Here is a 15,489-nt window from a genome sequence, read left to right as displayed (position 1 = left end):
AAACAACTGCACCGGTACGTCACCCACCTATATCCCAGCAGAATCGGTGCAAGCCCACAGCAAAATATTCTCAAAACTAAAGGCGCTTGGGTTATATAATTGTCACTATGCCTTGGTGGTTTTGGATAGTTTTGTGGACCGTGCTCGTCGTGAGCTCGCTCTGCCTGCTAGCCTGGCTGCTATACCGCGTCTTCCGCAAAGCCTTGGGGGCACTCGACGCCGCCCAAGAGTGGGAGTCCAGCATTACAGATGCGCTGGGGCAGGCCAACCACGCCCAGCCCCTCAGAGAAGAACCGCAACCGGCTCTTTTCACCCCGGTAGGAACCGCCTACGCAGACTACATCCAGGGCAAAAACACTCGAACGCTCGACCGAGCTCGCCGTCGCTCTCAGCGCCGCGACGAACTGGGTCAGCCCCAACTCCTCGGAGACCTCAAACGTCTTCAAGAAAGGTGATACTAATGAATATTCAAGGTTGGCACTGGGTCGTCCTACTCGTAATTGTCATTCTCCTTTTCGGCGCTCCCAAGCTCCCCGGCATGGCCCGCAGCCTCGGCCAGTCCATGCGTATCTTCAAGTCAGAAGTTGACGGCCTGAAGAGTGATTCCAATAAGAACAACGAAGCAAACGGCGACACCAACGGCTCCGTCGTTTCCGGTGAGGTTATCAACAACCCCACCACCACCGACCAGAACAAGGGCTCACAGAACTAAGTTCTCACCCCCAGAGCGTTCGTGAGTTAACCGCCCGACCCGTGCCCTGGCCACCAGGGCGCGGGTTTATGGGCTCCCAGAGTTTCAGTAGAAGGCACCCATGGCTAAATCAACCAGCCGAAAGAATAACCCCCAGGCCACCATGGCCCTCGGCGAGCACTTTCGCGAATTCCGCAACCGCCTCATCAAAGCGACAGTAGCAACTGTTATCTGCGCTATTGGTGGGTTTTTTCTCTACGAGCCTTTTATGAATGCCATCAGTGCTCCGGTGTATGCTCTTAACACTGAAGAGGGTCGTACTGCAGCGCTGAACTACTCAACCGCGATTTCCCCATTCGATCAGATGATTCGAATTTCCCTTTACATCGGCCTGGTTATCGCAAGCCCCGTTTGGATTTATCAGCTCTGGGCTTTTATCACTCCGGCTCTTTACAAGAAGGAGAAACTCTACACGCTAGGGTTTACATTCACAGCACTTCCAATGTTTCTCCTGGGTACCGGCCTGGCCTGGTGGCTACTTCCCAGCGCTATTTCAACTCTGACCCAGTTCAGTCCTAATGGCGCAACCAACTTATTGACAGCCGATGTTTACATCAGTTTTGTGGTCAAGTTTATGCTTGCCTTCGGTATCGCTTTTGTTCTCCCAGTTCTCCTGGTTGGTCTTAATTTCATTGGGTTAATTAGCGGTAAGGCGATGCTTAAGTCCTGGCGATGGGTAGTACTTATCGTGGCTATTATTGCGGCCATGGCAGCACCGGGTGGTGAAATCATGTCCATGGTCTACCTCATGGTACCGTTGCTCTTTTTCTTTTTCCTTGCGATTGGAATTTCTCTTCTCAACGATAAACGCCGAGCTAAGAAGCGGGCTCGTATAGAAGCCGGTCTTAGCGACGAAGAACTCAACCGAGCCACCAGCCTCGAAGAACTCGACCAGCTCGGTCGCTCCTAAAACTTTCCCGCCCCGGCACTGTGTGTCGGGGCGGTTTTTTGTTCGCGCTGGAACGAAAGCTGACTGCCGGGTGCCCCTGGCCGAAATCTACCGCCTAAGATTAGACATATGGCTAGCTACGCTGAACAGTACCTGCGCGCCAAAGAACGCGCCACCTTCTCAAAGACCGCCCTCTACCGCTTTGAGCAGACCCTGAGCTTTGACCTGGATGACTTCCAGCGCCGGGCCTGCACCTCGGTTGAGGACGGACGGGGTGTGCTGGTCGCTGCCCCCACCGGGGCGGGCAAGACAATCGTGGGGGAGTTCGCTATCTACCTGGCCCTATCGCAGGGCAAAAAGGCGTTCTACACCACCCCGATCAAGGCCCTGAGTAACCAGAAGTACAACGACCTGGTGGCAGCCTACGGTGAGGACGCCGTGGGGCTGCTGACCGGCGACACCTCCATCAACTCCGAAGCCCCCGTGGTCGTGATGACCACCGAGGTGCTCCGCAACATGCTCTATGCAGATTCCGCCACCCTGGCCAACCTGGGCTATGTAGTGATGGACGAGGTGCACTACCTGGCAGACCGCTCCCGCGGGGCGGTGTGGGAAGAGTGCATTATTCACCTGCCAGAATCGATTTCTGTCATTGCCCTATCGGCCACTATCTCTAACGCTGAGGAATTCGGAGCCTGGCTCGACACCGTGCGTGGGCAGACCGACATTATCGTGTCTGAACACCGCCCGGTTCCCCTCTGGCAGCACGTGATGGTGGGCCGCCACCTCATGGACCTTTTCGCTGGCGACACCACCGTTGAGGACGCCGCAGCCGCCACCGATCTACCCGAGGTCAACCCGGAGCTGGCTCGGGTCGGACGCCGCCCCCGCCCTTCCCGGGGTTCGGGCGGCAAGTCCTTCTCCCGCCTGGGCAAGGGCAAACGTAGTCGTAACCAGGGCTACCAGTCCCAGGGCTATGACCGCGAGCGCCGCAGCAGCGCGGATGAGGCGAGCGCCCCCGTCCGCCCCCAGCGCATTAGCCGCCCAGAGATGATTCGCTCCCTCGATAAGGCGGGTCTGTTGCCCGGTATTTGTTTTATTTTCTCGCGGGTGGGCTGCGATGCTGCGGTGTCGCAGTGTATCGATGCCGATATTCGCCTAACAACTGAGGCTGAGGCCCAGGCTATTCGGGCCTATATCGCTGAGGCTACCGCTAGCCTTGAGACCAGTGACCTGGCGGTGCTTGGTTTTTACGAGTGGCGTGAGGGTCTGATGAGGGGCGTAGCGGCCCACCATGCGGGCCTGCTGCCGGTCTTCAAGGAGGTTGTTGAGACCCTCTTCTCTGAGGGGCTGATTCGCATGGTCTTTGCGACCGAGACCCTGGCGCTGGGCATCAATATGCCGGCCCGGTCGGTGGTGCTTGAGAAGCTTACCAAGTTCAACGGTGAGACCCACGTGGATATCACGCCGGGGGAGTACACCCAGCTGACCGGACGCGCCGGCCGCCGCGGTATCGACGTTGAGGGGCACGCTGTGGTCATGTGGCGCCCCGGTCTAGAGCCCCAGCAGGTAGCTGGCCTGGCCTCGAAGCGCACCTACCCCCTCAACTCCTCCTTCAAACCCACCTACAATATGAGCGCCAACCTGATTGCCCAGTTTGGCACTGAGCGCACCAAGAAGATTCTGGAAAGTTCCTTTGCCCAGTTCCAGGCCGATAAGTCGGTGGTGGGGGTAGCTTCTCGGGTGAGGAAGAACGAAAAGGCTCTGGCAGGTTTTGAAGAGGCGATGACCTGCCATCTGGGTGATTTTACCGAGTATGCCCGCATCCGCCGTGACCTCTCTGACCTTGAGAAAAAGGCCGAGAAGGGCCGTAGCCGTCTGCGCCAGTCCCAGGCGGTGGCGTCCGTCCTTGACCTGCTGCCCGGCGATATCATCGAAATCCCCCGGGGCCGTAATGCGGGCCCCGCCGTGGTGCTGGCCAGGGCCGAGTCTCTGGACGACCCGCGCCCGTCCATCCTGACGATGGCAGCGCAGCTGCGCCGCCTCGACCCCCGCGACCTCGACGGGCCTGTTCTGCCGGTTTCGAAGATTAAGGTGTCCAAGAAGTTCACCGGCAAGACCCCCAAGGACCGCCGGGACATGGCCTCTCGTATGCGCGAGGCCCTCTATCAGGGGCTTCCTGCCCGCTCGGGGTCTCAGAAGAAGTACTTCAACGAGCGCGAGCGCGGGGACGAACAGAAGATTGAAGAGCTGCGCCGGGCCCTGCGCAACCACCCCTGCCACGGGTGCTCTGACCGCGAGAACCATGCCCGGTGGGCTGAGCGCTGGTACCGCCTGTCGCGCGATACCGACGGTTTGCGCCGTCAGATTGAGCGCCGTACCAACACTATCGCCCAGGTCTTTGAGCGCATCACCCAGCTGCTGGCTAGCTACGGCTATGTTGAGACGGTGGAGGGGCGCCGCGTGCTCACCGCCCGGGGCGCCTCCCTGCGCCGGGTTTACGGTGAAAAGGACCTGCTGACCTCCCTCTGCCTCGAAGACGGCTTCTTGCAGGGCCTTGACCCGGCCTCTACCGCTGCGGTGGTCTCAGCCCTGGTCTATGAGGCAAAACGCGATGAGCTGGGTCTGCTGTCTCGCTACCCCGGCCACGGGGTCGAGGGGGCGCTGATGACCGTGCTGAAGCACTGGAACAAGCTCAACGACGCCGAAAAACTCCACCGGCTACCGCAGACCGCCTCGCCTGATTTCGGTATGGTCTGGCCCGTCTATAAGTGGGCGCGGGGCAAGAGCCTCGCCCAGGCAATTGATAGTACCGACCTGGCCGCTGGTGACTTCGTGCGCTGGACCAAACAGGTCATCGACAGCCTCGATCAGATTGCCCACGTGGCATCGTCTGACCCCCAGCTACGCACCCAGTGCGAGGCCGCTATCAACCTGCTGCGCCGCGGCGTGGTGGCAACCCAGCTTTAGTCTGTTTACTGTCAGTATTTTGAAAGGACGGCAATGATGCCCGCAACTGTCATGCTCGATGGCTCTGTCTACAGCCCCGCTGACCCCTTTGCTACCGCCCTGGTCATGAACGAGGGGCAGGTGGAGTGGGTGGGGCAGGACGCCGGTGCCCGCTCCATCGCGGATTCCTCCATGACCGTGCAGGAGCTGGGCGGACGCCTGGTCACCCCCAGCTTTGCTCTAGCGGCTGCTTCTACGACCGGGGTGGACGCTCCCGCCCTGCTCGATGAGCTAGCGGCAGCTGGCTACGGCTATGCCCGCCTGCTGCTCACTGATTTCGTGCAGGAGCTCCCGGCGGCGCACCCTGCGGTAGTTGCTGACTACTACCTTCCCGTAGGCAGCCTTGAAGGGGGCCGGGAGCTGCCCGCCGGCGTCCACGGTATCTTTGTCTCATCCCCGGGAGAGCTTAGCTCACAGTTACTGGCTTCGCTGGCAGAAAAGCGTCTGCAACTGATGCTGGTGGTCACCGATGAGTCTCAGGTAGGGGAGTACCTGGCTCATCTGGCGCCTCTTGACGGCCTCACCCGTCTGCGGATCAGTCCCAGCCTGGAAGGACTCACCGAGCTAACCGAAGGCGACCTCGAACAAGCCAAAAACCTACAGGTCACCCTCGGTTTCTCAGGCGACTTCGACCGCTCCGGTGAAGCCTTTGGCCGGGCCCTGGCGGCGGGGGCTGCAGTTACCCTAGGGTCAGACCCCGGTACCCGGCCCTCACTATTGGGCTGGGAGCTGGTCAACGCGGCCGTCAATCCGGCACAGACAGAACAAGCAGTATCAGCTCGCGCAGCTTTTGCCGCCTGCACCCGCGCTGTCTACCGCGCCGCGTCCGCCCCCAACCCCTTTACCGGCCAGCTCGTGCCCGGAGCCCCCGCCCACTGCGCCCTCTGGACCATCACCGAACTCATCGTGCAGATCCCCGACAGCCGCATTGCCGCCTGGAGCACCGACCCGCGCGCCCGAACCCCGCTGCTTCCCGTCCTGGCCCCCGACGTACCCCGCCCCGAGCTGGTCAGCCTGTACCGCAACGGCCACAAAGTGGGCTAGGCGTCACCTCAGACCCAGGCCCGCGATACACGCTCGGGCACCTGCACCCTATATAATGAAAAACTGGTTTACACGCCGTCCCACGATTCGGATGGGCCATGACAAGGAGACCGCATGCGAGTACTAACCGTGATTCCTACCTACAATGAGAAGGAAAACCTTCCCGTCGTAGTAGAGCGCCTGCGCGCAGCTGTGCCCGACTGCGACATCCTCGTCGTCGACGACAACAGCCCCGACGGCACCGGCCAGCTCGCCGACTCCATGGCAGCAGAAGACAGCCACATCAACGTCCTCCACCGCACCGTCAAGGACGGCCTGGGCGGTGCCTACCTGGCAGGCTTCGACTGGGGCCTAGAAGCTGGCTACGACGTGCTCGTTGAGATGGACGCTGACTGCTCCCACCAACCCGAACAGCTGCCCCTGCTCCTGCAGGCTATCGAAGGTGGAGCTGACCTGGCTATCGGTTCCCGCTACGTACCCGGCGGCAAAACCAAAAACTGGCCCCTGCACCGCCAGATCCTTTCCCGCGGCGCCAACCTTTATACCCGCCTGATTCTGGGCACCAAGGTCAAAGACATCACCGCGGGCTACCGCGCCTACCGTCGCGAAGCCCTGCAGAAGCTTAACCTCGAAGGCATCGACTCCAAGGGTTACGTCTTCCAGGTTGATTTGGCCTGGCGATCCGAGCAGGCCGGCCTGAAAATTGTAGAAGTACCCATCACCTTCGTAGAGCGTGAAATCGGCAGCTCCAAGATGGATGGCAACATCATCGTTGACTCCATGACCAAGGTAACCCGCTGGGGCCTGACCGCTCGAGCAGAACGCGTCCGCTCCCTCATCAAGAAGTAATACCAGCTGATACGCAAAGGGCCCCGCCAGTTATCTGGCGGGGCCCTTTACTTCCGGGGCTAGCCTAGAGGGCGTGACGCTCCCGGTAAATCTCAAGACGCTGCTGCAGGGTCTCTTCAAGTTCTTCAACGCTACGGCGCTCCAGGAGCATGTCCCAGTGGGTACGAACAGGCTTTTCAGCATTCTCTTCAACCTTGCCGTCGCCAGAAACCAAGAAGGCTTCCTTACCGGACTTAGCGGTCCAGGTTGCGGGAATCTCAGCTTCCTGCGCGAAGGTAACGAAGACTCGTTCACCGTCTTCGGTGCGGTACTCCACACGCTGGCGGGGAGCCGGCTCCACGCCTGATTCGGTTTCCATTGACTGTGAACCCAGGCGCATACCGCGCAGGCTGCGATCGCTCATTTTCTTCCTCCATAAACGGTGACTGAACTGGTTGCAGGGTACTGGCCTTCAAAGGTGAAAGTACCGTGCAGACCAAATACCTATTATAACCTTTAGGCGCCGGGGGCGTGCGGGGCTGTGCCCTCAGCTGATTCGCCGGTAGGGAGCTCGCCCTCCTGAGGGACTTCAACGCCGCTATCGAGCTTATCGAGGTTGGGGTTGAGGTCTTCAGGGGTAACGCGGATCACCGGGGTGTCGACCAGGGGAGAGGACGGGGGAGTCGCAGGGGTAGACCCTTCCTCGGTCTCAGGTGCGCCCTCGTTACCCAGGGGTGAGAAAGCGTTGCCGATACCGCGCAGGGCATCACCGAGCTCGGTGGGAATGAACCAGAGTTTATTGGCATCGCCCTCGGCCAGCTTGGGCAGGGTCTGCAGGTACTGGTAGGTCAGTAGCTTCTGGCTGGGGTTCGAGGCGTGGATTGCGTGGAAGACTTTCTGGATAGCCTGGGCTTCACCGTCAGCACGCAGGATAGCTGCCTTAGCATCACCCTCAGCGGTTAGAATCTGGGACTGCTTCTCACCTTCAGCTCGCAGAATCGCAGCGCGAGAGTCACCTTCAGCGGTCAGAATCTGGGACTGCTTCTGGCCTTCAGCGGTTAGAATAGCGGCTCGGCGGTCCCGCTCGGCTCGCATCTGCTTTTCCATGGAGTCCTGGATGGAGTGCGGAGGCTGAATTTCCTTGATATCGACGCGGGAGACGCGGATGCCCCAGCGGCCGGTGGTGCTGTCGAGAACCCCTCGCAGCTCGCTGTTAATCTGATCGCGGGAGGTCAGGGTTTCTTCTAGATTGAGACCACCGACGACGTTGCGCAGGGTAGCGCTGGTTAGCTCGTCTACAGCCTGGATGTAGTTGGTGATTTCGTAGGTCGCTGCCTTGGGGTCGGTCACCTGGAAGTAGACCACGGTATCGATACCGACGACCAGGTTATCTTCGGTGATGACAGACTGGGCGGGGAAGGACACGACCTGTTCACGCAGGTCAATGAGGGGCAGGACGCGGTCGATAAAGGGGACGGTGACGTGGAAGCCGGGGTTGAGGGTGGTGTGGTACTTACCCAGACGCTCGACGATGCCAGCGCGGGCCTGAGGAATAATGCGCACAGCCTTGAGCAGGGTGATGAGCACCAAGAGGACAAGGGCTGTAAGCAGGATGGTTGTGGTGATGGTTGAAGCTGTCATTGGTTACGACCTTAATCTTTAAGTTAAAGGTTATTTTGCAGTGTGAGGAGCTAGGTAGGCGGTTGCACCACGAATAGCCACGACGGTTGCTGTTGACCCTTCAGGGAGAACCAACTGGTTGCTTTCAGGGCGGGCCGTCCAGGTATCACCGGCGATACGGGCAAGACCAGTCTGATCGGTGACGGTTTGGGTTACAAGGGCATCCTGGCCAACCAGACCGTCGGAGTTCATTGCGATATTGGGTGAGCTTTGATGGAAACGCCTGATAAGCGGCGGACGGAGCCCCAAGAGAAGGGCAATACTAACAATCGCAAAGAGAACAACCTGCGCAACAAAAGAATCGAGGAAGGTGGTGCTCAGTGTTGCCGACAGGGCAGCTATAGCCATCATTAGAAAGACGAAGTCGAGCATCAAAATCTCGATAATGGCTAGAACAATAGCAGCAGTAAGCCAGAAGGCCCAGAGGTTCTGAGCGAACCAATCAATCATGTGTACCTCCCACAGGTCGGTGTGTGTTAGTACTAATCTATTCTCCCTGATGCTGTTTCACTGTGCTAGTCGTTACGTGAGATATAAGGAGATTTGACCATCTCAGCAAGGCTTCCTATAAAGCCGATAATATACATTATGTAAAGTAAAGCTAAAAATGCTCCCCTAGACGCCCTCGATTACCCCCGCAGCTGCTGAGCTTAGCGCTCCTGCGTTAGAGTAAAACTATGCTCAGTTCAGTTGATTCAGGTAAATATTTTTCCCAGCCCATCCGTGCCCTGGTTGACCTGGCCCTCGTCCTTCTTTTTATTACCATCGGGCTCACCAGCCACCAGGAACCGCTATCCCAGCTATTAGCCACCGCCGCACCTTTCTTGCTGGCTGCCTGTGCTGGCCATCTTGGTGTGTGGGCCGTGAGCTCCAGGCGGCAGCTTCCCCTTTTGCTCGAAGGTTTTATGATGTGGGTCAGCACCCTGGTGCTTGGGCTTGGCCTGCGCCTCTCCTTTGGTGATACTGCCGCAACTGCTTTTGTTCTTGTCTCAGCCCTTACCCTTCTGGTCTTCTTGGTGGGCTGGCGCCTTATCCTTGCCCTGGTGCGTCGCAAGGCCTAAATTCCTCGATGTAGACAGTCTTTAAAAAGGTGTGGCCCCAGAAAGTCTGGGGCCACACCTTTTTGTTGTTATTTACTGTTGCTGTAAGCAATCCAACGTTCAAGCACAGCCTTAGCTTTACCTGATTCTACTGATTGGCGAGCGTCCCGCAGGGCTTCCTCAAAGCGTTCGGTAAAAGGCCTGCCGTCGACCGGACGGTAAGCAGTCAAGCCTGCTGCAGCATTCAGCAAAACCGCGTTGAGGATTGGGCCGGGAGTCCCGTCGAGAACCTGATGCACAACCTGGGCGTTATGCTGGGCATCTCCCCCGCGTAGATCGTCCAGGGTGGCGCAATCAATACCAAAATCGTTGGGGGTTAGTGAATGGTGCTCAACTCCCCCATTGAAGGTTTCCCAAACTTGTGATTCGCCGGTGATGGTAATTTCGTCCAGGCCGTCATTCCCGCGGAAAATCAGGGCATGGTCGCCGCGGGAAGCGAAAACGGCGGCAATTTTCTCGGCCATCTCGGGGTCTGCTACACCGATGGCTGAAGCCCGGACACGAGCAGGATTGGTCATGGGGCCGAGGTAGTTGAAGGCTGTAGGTACACCAATGGAGCGGCGGGCAGGTGCTACATGCCGCATGGAGGGGTGGAACACCTGGGCAAACAGGAAGGTGATGCCCGCAGCATCTACCGCACCTGCCACATCTTTAATGTTTAGGTTTAGATTTATGCCTAGCTCAGCCAGTACATCTGCACTTCCACTTGATGATGAAGAGGCCCTGTTGCCGTGCTTAATGACGGGCACACCCGCCCCCGCAATCACCAGTGAGGCCATAGTGGAAATATTGACGGTATTCTGCTGGTCTCCCCCGGTACCCACAATGTCTACAGCATCTCGGGTGACCTCTATGTGTTCCGCCTTGTCAAGCATGCCTTGCGCTAGCGCAGCAAGTTCTTCAGGGGTTTCACCTTTAACATGAAGTCCAACCAGGAAAGCTCCGATAATAGCTTCCGGGGTTGATCCCGCCATGATGTCTTGCATGGCCCAGCTAATCTGGTCTGACGAGAGGTCCTGCTGGGCTACGAGTTGATTGAGAATGAGTTTCCACGTGATGGTGCCTGTCATGGCTCACATTCTACGGTTCTTTTAGTTCCCGGGCGAGCTCATGAGACGGACGCCGGAGAGACTTTTCGCGTCAGGGCAATTGATATTTGGGTTACGCAAGTTTTACACACAACGTGTCGCCAAGCCTGCAGTAAAAACCCCTAGATTAGGGGGAAGATATGCAGGATTTACAACACACCTCCTAGCAAACCCCCTTACCTATTGGTTCACGGGCACTTTTACAGACATAATGTCTATGTGACAACTGCAACCCATACCCCAAGTAAGTCGGCACATGCCGCTCTGAATCGACCCAACCAGGTGTCTGTCGGCACCGTCGTTTGGCTTGCCTCAGAGCTCATGTTCTTCGCCGGCCTGTTCGCAATGTACTTCACTCTGCGCGCTTCTCGCCCCGACATTTGGGCTGAGAACACCCCGCTGCTTGAAGTCCCTCTCGCTCTCGCCAACACCATCGTGCTGGTGCTGAGCTCCGTTACCTGCCAGTTTGGTGTTTTCAAGGCTGAACAGCTCAAGCCCCGCCGCACCGGTTCCCTCTTCAATGTCCGTGAATGGGGCATGGTTGAGTGGTTCCTGCTCACCTTCATCATGGGTGCGTTCTTCGTTTCCGTCCAGGCTTACGAATACGCAAACCTTGTAGCTGAAGGTATGACTATCGCGTCAAGTGCTTACGGCTCAGCTTTCTACATCACCACCGGTTTCCACGCACTCCACGTAACCGGCGGCCTGATCGCCTTCTTGCTGATCATCGGCCGTGCCTATGTTGCTAAGCGTTTCGGTCACTACGAAGCAACCTCAGCAATCGTTGTTTCATACTACTGGCACTTCGTAGACGTCGTCTGGATCGCCCTGTTCCTTATCGTCTACTTCCTCAAGTAACCGGTAACCGCTAAAAATAAACCAACTAGCACACACACAAAGGAACAACGACGTGAAGGCACTTTCTCAAAAGCGACGTCATCCGCTCGCAGCTCTCGTGTTGCTTGCCCTTGCCCTCCTCCTATCTGGTGGCCTCTACGCAGTTGCCACGGCTACTAACGAGGCTCAAGCCGCTACAAGCACCACCTACACTGCAGAAGACATCTCAGAAGGCCAGAAACTCTTTCTGGCCAACTGTGCAACCTGCCACGGTACTAACGCAGAAGGCTCAGTAGACGGCCCCGCACTCATTGGTGTTGGCGCTGCTGCTGTTGACTTCCAGGTAGGCACCGGCCGCATGCCCATGCAGATGCAGGGCGTTCAGGCTCAGCTGAAGCCCGGCCAGTTCAACGATGAGCAGACTAAGCAGCTCGCAGCCTACGTTGCATCACTCGGTGCAGGCCCCACCATCCCCGAAGAAGAGTACCTCGATGTTTCCAAGGGCGATGCAGCCAACGGCGCAAAGGTATTCCTCGCAAACTGCGCTATGTGCCACAACGCTGCTGGCGTTGGTGGTGCTCTTACCCGCGGTAAGTTTGCTCCTACCCTGATGGGCGTTTCAGAGAAGCACATCTACGAGGCTATGGAAACTGGCCCGCAGAACATGCCCGTCTTTAACGACGCAAACATCACCCCCGAAGAAAAGCGCGATGTCATTACTTACCTGAAGTCACAGGAAGTTAACGCATCTGTTGGTGGTTTCAAGCTTGGCTCACTCGGCCCCGTGTCTGAAGGTCTTCTGATCTGGACCCTCGGCCTGGTTATCGTCATTGCATTCACCCTCTGGCTGACTTCACGAGCTGCATAAGCTCACGCACACACATAAATTTCGTACCAAGGAAGATTTGAGGCAACACATGGGAAACCATAGTGACGGCGCACATGAAAAGGCTGCCGTAGTTACCTCTCAAGAGGCAAGTCAGGAGAAGTTCGCTAACCCCGGACTTCCCCCGCATGCTCCCCGACTCACCGACGTCGATTCCAAAAAAGCTAAGGGTGCCGAGCGACAGGTAGTTCTGCTATTCGTCATCTCCATGCTGGGCTCCCTGCTTTTCTGGATTGGCTACTTCGGTGTAGAGGTAAGCGGCAACTTCTACGATGTCATGAACCCCGAAGCAAACAACATGCTTCGTCTGCAGAACCTTCTGCTGGGTCTCGGCATCGCTTTTGCCATGTTCGGTATCGGTATCGGTATCGTCCACTGGGCACGCTCACTCATGCCCGACCACGAAATGGTCGAAGAGCGTCACGCGGTTACCTCTGAAGAGGACCGTGCAGAGGCTCAGGAAATCGTTGAAACCATCATCGAAGAATCAGGCATCAAGCGTCGCCCGCTTCTTCGTAACACCCTCATCGGTTCCGTCATCCTCGCTCCCCTGACCTTCGTCACCCTGTTCCGTGACCTGGGCCCCGCAGACCCCTCAGTACTCAAGTACACCCTGTGGGACGAAGGCGTCCGCCTCGTGCGCGACCCCTCCGGCACCCCCATTAAGGCTGCCGACGTTACTCTGGGCTCTGCCTACCACGTCCTGCCCGAAACCCTCTCTAGCCTGACCCACGAGAACGGCTACCTCGAGGAAAAGGCCAAGGCAGTTGTACTGCTCATGCGTCTGGATCCCGCTGACATCAAGAAGGTCACCCCCGGTCGCGAAAACTGGAACGTCGACGGCATCTACGCCTACTCCAAGGTTTGCACCCACGTAGGCTGCCCCATCGCTCTGTACGAGCAGCGCACCCACCACCTGCTCTGCCCCTGCCACCAGTCAACCTTTGACGCGGCAGAAGAGTGCAAGGTTATCTTCGGCCCCGCAGGCCACGCCCTGCCCCAGCTGCCCATCGCAGTTGACTCCGAAGGCTACCTGGTCGCCCAGAGTGACTTCCACGAGCCCGTTGGCCCCGGCTACTGGGAGCGTGCAAAGCACATCAAGGAAATGGCAGGTGAAGCATAATGTCGACTTCAATGCAGTCTGATTACAAGGCGAAGACCTCAACCGGTCGTATCGCCCACTACGTAGATCAGCGTGTTGGTGCTTCAGGCATCATCAAGGAATTTGGTCGCAAAATCTTCCCCGACCACTGGTCATTCATGTTCGGTGAAGTTGCGCTTTACAGCCTGGTTATCCTGATTATCTCAGGTACCTTCCTCACCTTCTTCTTCAACCCCACCATGGTGTCGGTAACCTACGACGGTTCCTACGTTCCCATGAAGGGCACCCACATGTCTGCCGCTTACGCCTCTACCCTGGACATCTCCTTTGACGTCCGCGGTGGTCTGCTGATGCGTCAGATTCACCACTGGGCAGCTCTGATGTTCATGATGGCGATGACCGTGCACATGCTGCGCGTCTTCTTCACCGGCGCTTTCCGCCGTCCTCGTGAACTGAACTGGGTTGTTGGTTGTACCCTGCTCATCATCGGTATTCTGGCTGGCTTCACTGGCTACTCACTGCCCGATGACGTGCTCTCAGGTAACGGTCTGCGTATTATCGACGGTATTTTCAAGTCAATCCCGCTGGTTGGTACCTACATCTCGCTCTTCTTCTTCGGCGGCGAGTTCCCCGGTACGGCTGTGATTGGTCGCCTCTACACCCTGCACATCATGATTATCCCCGCGATGCTTCTGCTGCTCGTGGCTATTCACATGTTCATGGTTGTACTGCACAAGCACACCCAGTACCCCGGTCCCGGCCGCACCGAGAACAACGTCGTTGGCTTCCCCGTAGGCCCCGTCTACGCAGCCAAGGCTGGCGGTTTCTTCTTCATCGTGTTCGGTATCATCGCCTTCCTCGGCGCAACCTTTACCATCAACGCGATTTGGAACTACGGCCCCTACGACCCCTCACCGGTACAGGCCGGTACCCAGCCTGACTGGTACGTAGGCTTCGGTGACGGCGCCCTGCGTCTGTGGCCTGGCGTCTGGCCCTGGCCCTGGGAATTCGAATTCCTCGGTGGTACCTGGGTTCTGAGCGTCCTCCTCCCCTTCGCTCTGATGGCTGGCTCAGTCATGATGGCCATGGTCTTCTGGCCCTGGATCGAGCAGTGGGTTACCAAGGATAACCGAGTCCACAACATCCTGGATCGCCCCCGCAACGCCCCCTTCCGTACCGGTGTGGGTGTAGCAGGCATCATTGGTTACGCATCCCTGATGATCGCGGCAAGCTCCGACCTGATTGCAACTCACTTCCATGTATCGCTGAACGACGTTGCCTACTGGCTCCGCTTTACCTTCGTATTCGGTCCCCTCATCGGCTTCTTCATCACCCAGCGCATCTGCCTGGCTCTGCAGCGTAAGGACCGTGAGCTTGTACTGCACGGTATCGAAACCGGTAAGGTCGTCCAGCTCCCCCACGGTGAGTTCATCGAGGTTCACAAGCCTCTCGACGAATACCGCCGCTACGAGCTGGTCTCCTTCGAGTCACCCGAGCCCATCCCGGCTCAGCCCAACAAGAAGGGCAAGGTTGGCCTGATCGAGAAGACCCGCGCAGGTCTCTCAAAGATCTGGTTCGAAGACCGCGTAGTTGCCGTAACTCCCGCTGAGCTCGAAGCAGCTCACCATGAGCACCACGGTGCACATGAGGTTGACGGCCACAAGGCTGACTCAATCGAAAAATAATATACGGTTGTAGTAACAGTGTGGGGCACCCCTGACGGGGTGCCCCACACGTGTTTTAACAGGCTTTCGCTGGCCCTGCGTGAAGAGTTACCAATCACCGAGCCAATCATCTCATCTACGGGCTTTCTGCACCTTGTAAACGCCAATTACTAGTCGGTGGGTGGGTATTGGGGCTGTTGCCCTACATGGCTGACAGTTCTGAAAGAGTAGCGCACTCCCGAGGTCGCGTGTGCTGGGCCCATTCTGCGCAAGATGCAGGGTAAATGAGGTGGCTCTCCCCCAGCTCACAGGGGACTTATAACCTTTGAACCGCTGTGCTGTGCATTGAGGATGCGGGGCACAGCGTATCTCTTTTCAACCGGGGCTATGCCGCTGAGCGCCCGCCACAGGGATGGTCTCCCATCTCAGGTAGCCATGGTGGCGTGCGCTCTTGGCCGGTAATCACATAATAAAGATTCTTTAGGCGGCTCGGCGTGTCGCACTCCTAGGGTGGGCTGGTAGGGCCAGGCTGGCTCCTGTGCCGTCCTGTGCCGTCCTGTGCCGTCCTGTGCCGTCCTGTGCCGTCCTGTGCCGTCCTGTGCCGTCCTGTG

General features: G+C 57.9%; 15 protein-coding genes. 11 read left to right on the top strand and 4 right to left on the bottom strand.

Going from position 1 to position 15,489, the window contains the following annotated elements:
* Nucleotides 1-107 precede the first annotated feature (107 nt).
* From ACED88_RS09785 to ACED88_RS09760, 6 genes are all read left to right on the top strand, one after another.
* Nucleotides 108-455, top strand: coding sequence for a hypothetical protein (locus ACED88_RS09785; RefSeq protein ID WP_449109474.1), 348 nt, complete (start codon nucleotides 108-110; stop codon nucleotides 453-455).
* Nucleotides 456-460: 5 nt separating this feature from the next.
* The gene (tatA, locus tag ACED88_RS09780) at nucleotides 461-712 is read left to right on the top strand and encodes a Sec-independent protein translocase subunit TatA (protein WP_237193700.1); all 252 of its coding nucleotides are present in this window, start codon (nucleotides 461-463) and stop codon (nucleotides 710-712) included.
* 100 nt (nucleotides 713-812) lie between these two features.
* Nucleotides 813-1,661 carry a twin-arginine translocase subunit TatC gene (gene tatC / locus ACED88_RS09775; RefSeq protein WP_449109473.1) on the top strand — a complete coding sequence of 283 codons (849 nt, stop codon included), beginning with the start codon at nucleotides 813-815 and terminating at the stop codon, nucleotides 1,659-1,661.
* Nucleotides 1,662-1,769: 108 nt separating this feature from the next.
* Nucleotides 1,770-4,610: a DEAD/DEAH box helicase gene (locus ACED88_RS09770; RefSeq protein WP_449109472.1), complete on the top strand. Its 2,841-nt coding sequence runs from the start codon at nucleotides 1,770-1,772 to the stop codon at nucleotides 4,608-4,610.
* Nucleotides 4,611-4,643: 33 nt separating this feature from the next.
* Nucleotides 4,644-5,693: a hypothetical protein gene (locus tag ACED88_RS09765; RefSeq protein WP_449109471.1), complete on the top strand. Its 1,050-nt coding sequence runs from the start codon at nucleotides 4,644-4,646 to the stop codon at nucleotides 5,691-5,693.
* A 114-nt stretch (nucleotides 5,694-5,807) separates the two neighbouring features.
* Complete coding sequence (locus ACED88_RS09760) at nucleotides 5,808-6,542, top strand: polyprenol monophosphomannose synthase (protein WP_237206632.1); 735 nt, start codon at nucleotides 5,808-5,810, stop codon at nucleotides 6,540-6,542.
* A 64-nt stretch (nucleotides 6,543-6,606) separates the two neighbouring features.
* Here ACED88_RS09760 and ACED88_RS09755 read toward each other — a convergent pair whose 3' ends face one another.
* The 3 genes from ACED88_RS09755 to ACED88_RS09745 all read right to left on the bottom strand — a co-directional run bounded on the left by ACED88_RS09755 (nucleotide 6,607) and on the right by ACED88_RS09745 (nucleotide 8,651).
* Complete coding sequence (locus ACED88_RS09755) at nucleotides 6,607-6,945, bottom strand: RNA polymerase-binding protein RbpA (protein WP_135011868.1); 339 nt, start codon at nucleotides 6,943-6,945, stop codon at nucleotides 6,607-6,609.
* Nucleotides 6,946-7,037: 92 nt separating this feature from the next.
* Entirely contained in the window at nucleotides 7,038-8,162 is a 1,125-nt protein-coding gene (locus ACED88_RS09750; protein WP_449109470.1) for an SPFH domain-containing protein, read from the bottom strand.
* A 30-nt stretch (nucleotides 8,163-8,192) separates the two neighbouring features.
* The gene (locus ACED88_RS09745; RefSeq protein WP_449109469.1) at nucleotides 8,193-8,651 is read right to left on the bottom strand and encodes an NfeD family protein; all 459 of its coding nucleotides are present in this window, start codon (nucleotides 8,649-8,651) and stop codon (nucleotides 8,193-8,195) included.
* A 227-nt stretch (nucleotides 8,652-8,878) separates the two neighbouring features.
* Between ACED88_RS09745 and ACED88_RS09740 the strand changes: the two genes are divergently transcribed.
* Nucleotides 8,879-9,262, top strand: coding sequence for a DUF3054 domain-containing protein (locus ACED88_RS09740; RefSeq protein WP_237210438.1), 384 nt, complete (start codon nucleotides 8,879-8,881; stop codon nucleotides 9,260-9,262).
* 68 nt (nucleotides 9,263-9,330) lie between these two features.
* Here the strand turns inward: ACED88_RS09740 and trpD are convergent, their stop codons facing one another.
* Nucleotides 9,331-10,371 carry an anthranilate phosphoribosyltransferase gene (gene trpD / locus ACED88_RS09735; protein WP_431464937.1) on the bottom strand — a complete coding sequence of 347 codons (1,041 nt, stop codon included), beginning with the start codon at nucleotides 10,369-10,371 and terminating at the stop codon, nucleotides 9,331-9,333.
* 237 nt (nucleotides 10,372-10,608) lie between these two features.
* On the opposite strand from trpD, the gene ctaE reads away from it, so the two are divergent.
* From ctaE to qcrB, 4 genes are read left to right on the top strand one after another with little or no spacing between them, the layout of a single operon-like run.
* Entirely contained in the window at nucleotides 10,609-11,247 is a 639-nt protein-coding gene (gene ctaE / locus ACED88_RS09730) for an aa3-type cytochrome oxidase subunit III (protein ID WP_185172915.1), read from the top strand.
* A 52-nt stretch (nucleotides 11,248-11,299) separates the two neighbouring features.
* The gene (gene qcrC / locus ACED88_RS09725; RefSeq protein ID WP_185172914.1) at nucleotides 11,300-12,094 is read left to right on the top strand and encodes a cytochrome bc1 complex diheme cytochrome c subunit; all 795 of its coding nucleotides are present in this window, start codon (nucleotides 11,300-11,302) and stop codon (nucleotides 12,092-12,094) included.
* 49 nt (nucleotides 12,095-12,143) lie between these two features.
* Nucleotides 12,144-13,235: a cytochrome bc1 complex Rieske iron-sulfur subunit gene (gene qcrA, locus ACED88_RS09720; protein WP_185172913.1), complete on the top strand. Its 1,092-nt coding sequence runs from the start codon at nucleotides 12,144-12,146 to the stop codon at nucleotides 13,233-13,235.
* Nucleotides 13,235-14,899, top strand: coding sequence for a cytochrome bc1 complex cytochrome b subunit (qcrB, locus tag ACED88_RS09715; protein ID WP_237210433.1), 1,665 nt, complete (start codon nucleotides 13,235-13,237; stop codon nucleotides 14,897-14,899). The genes qcrA and qcrB overlap by 1 nt, the downstream gene beginning before the upstream one ends.
* The last annotated feature ends 590 nt before the right edge of the window (nucleotides 14,900-15,489 follow it).

It is taken from the genome of Rothia sp. 11273D007AR (assembly GCF_053547255.1).
Note: the sequence above shows the minus strand (reverse complement) of the source record. Positions and strands in the feature narration are given on the sequence as shown.

Bases quoted from the DNA above. Each gene is read 5' to 3' on its own strand.
- qcrA (WP_185172913.1), top strand. From the start codon at position 12,144: ATGGGAAACCATAGTGACGGCGCACATGAAAAGGCTGCCGTAGTTACC.
- ACED88_RS09770 (WP_449109472.1), top strand. From the start codon at position 1,770: ATGGCTAGCTACGCTGAACAGTACCTGCGCGCCAAAGAACGCGCCACC.
- tatA (WP_237193700.1), top strand. From the start codon at position 461: ATGAATATTCAAGGTTGGCACTGGGTCGTCCTACTCGTAATTGTCATT.
- trpD (WP_431464937.1), bottom strand. From the start codon at position 10,371: ATGACAGGCACCATCACGTGGAAACTCATTCTCAATCAACTCGTAGCC.
- ACED88_RS09785 (WP_449109474.1), top strand. From the start codon at position 108: ATGCCTTGGTGGTTTTGGATAGTTTTGTGGACCGTGCTCGTCGTGAGC.
- ACED88_RS09760 (WP_237206632.1), top strand. From the start codon at position 5,808: ATGCGAGTACTAACCGTGATTCCTACCTACAATGAGAAGGAAAACCTT.
- ACED88_RS09740 (WP_237210438.1), top strand. From the start codon at position 8,879: ATGCTCAGTTCAGTTGATTCAGGTAAATATTTTTCCCAGCCCATCCGT.
- ACED88_RS09745 (WP_449109469.1), bottom strand. From the start codon at position 8,651: ATGATTGATTGGTTCGCTCAGAACCTCTGGGCCTTCTGGCTTACTGCT.
- tatC (WP_449109473.1), top strand. From the start codon at position 813: ATGGCTAAATCAACCAGCCGAAAGAATAACCCCCAGGCCACCATGGCC.
- qcrB (WP_237210433.1), top strand. From the start codon at position 13,235: ATGTCGACTTCAATGCAGTCTGATTACAAGGCGAAGACCTCAACCGGT.
- ACED88_RS09765 (WP_449109471.1), top strand. From the start codon at position 4,644: ATGATGCCCGCAACTGTCATGCTCGATGGCTCTGTCTACAGCCCCGCT.
- ACED88_RS09750 (WP_449109470.1), bottom strand. From the start codon at position 8,162: ATGACAGCTTCAACCATCACCACAACCATCCTGCTTACAGCCCTTGTC.
- ACED88_RS09755 (WP_135011868.1), bottom strand. From the start codon at position 6,945: ATGAGCGATCGCAGCCTGCGCGGTATGCGCCTGGGTTCACAGTCAATG.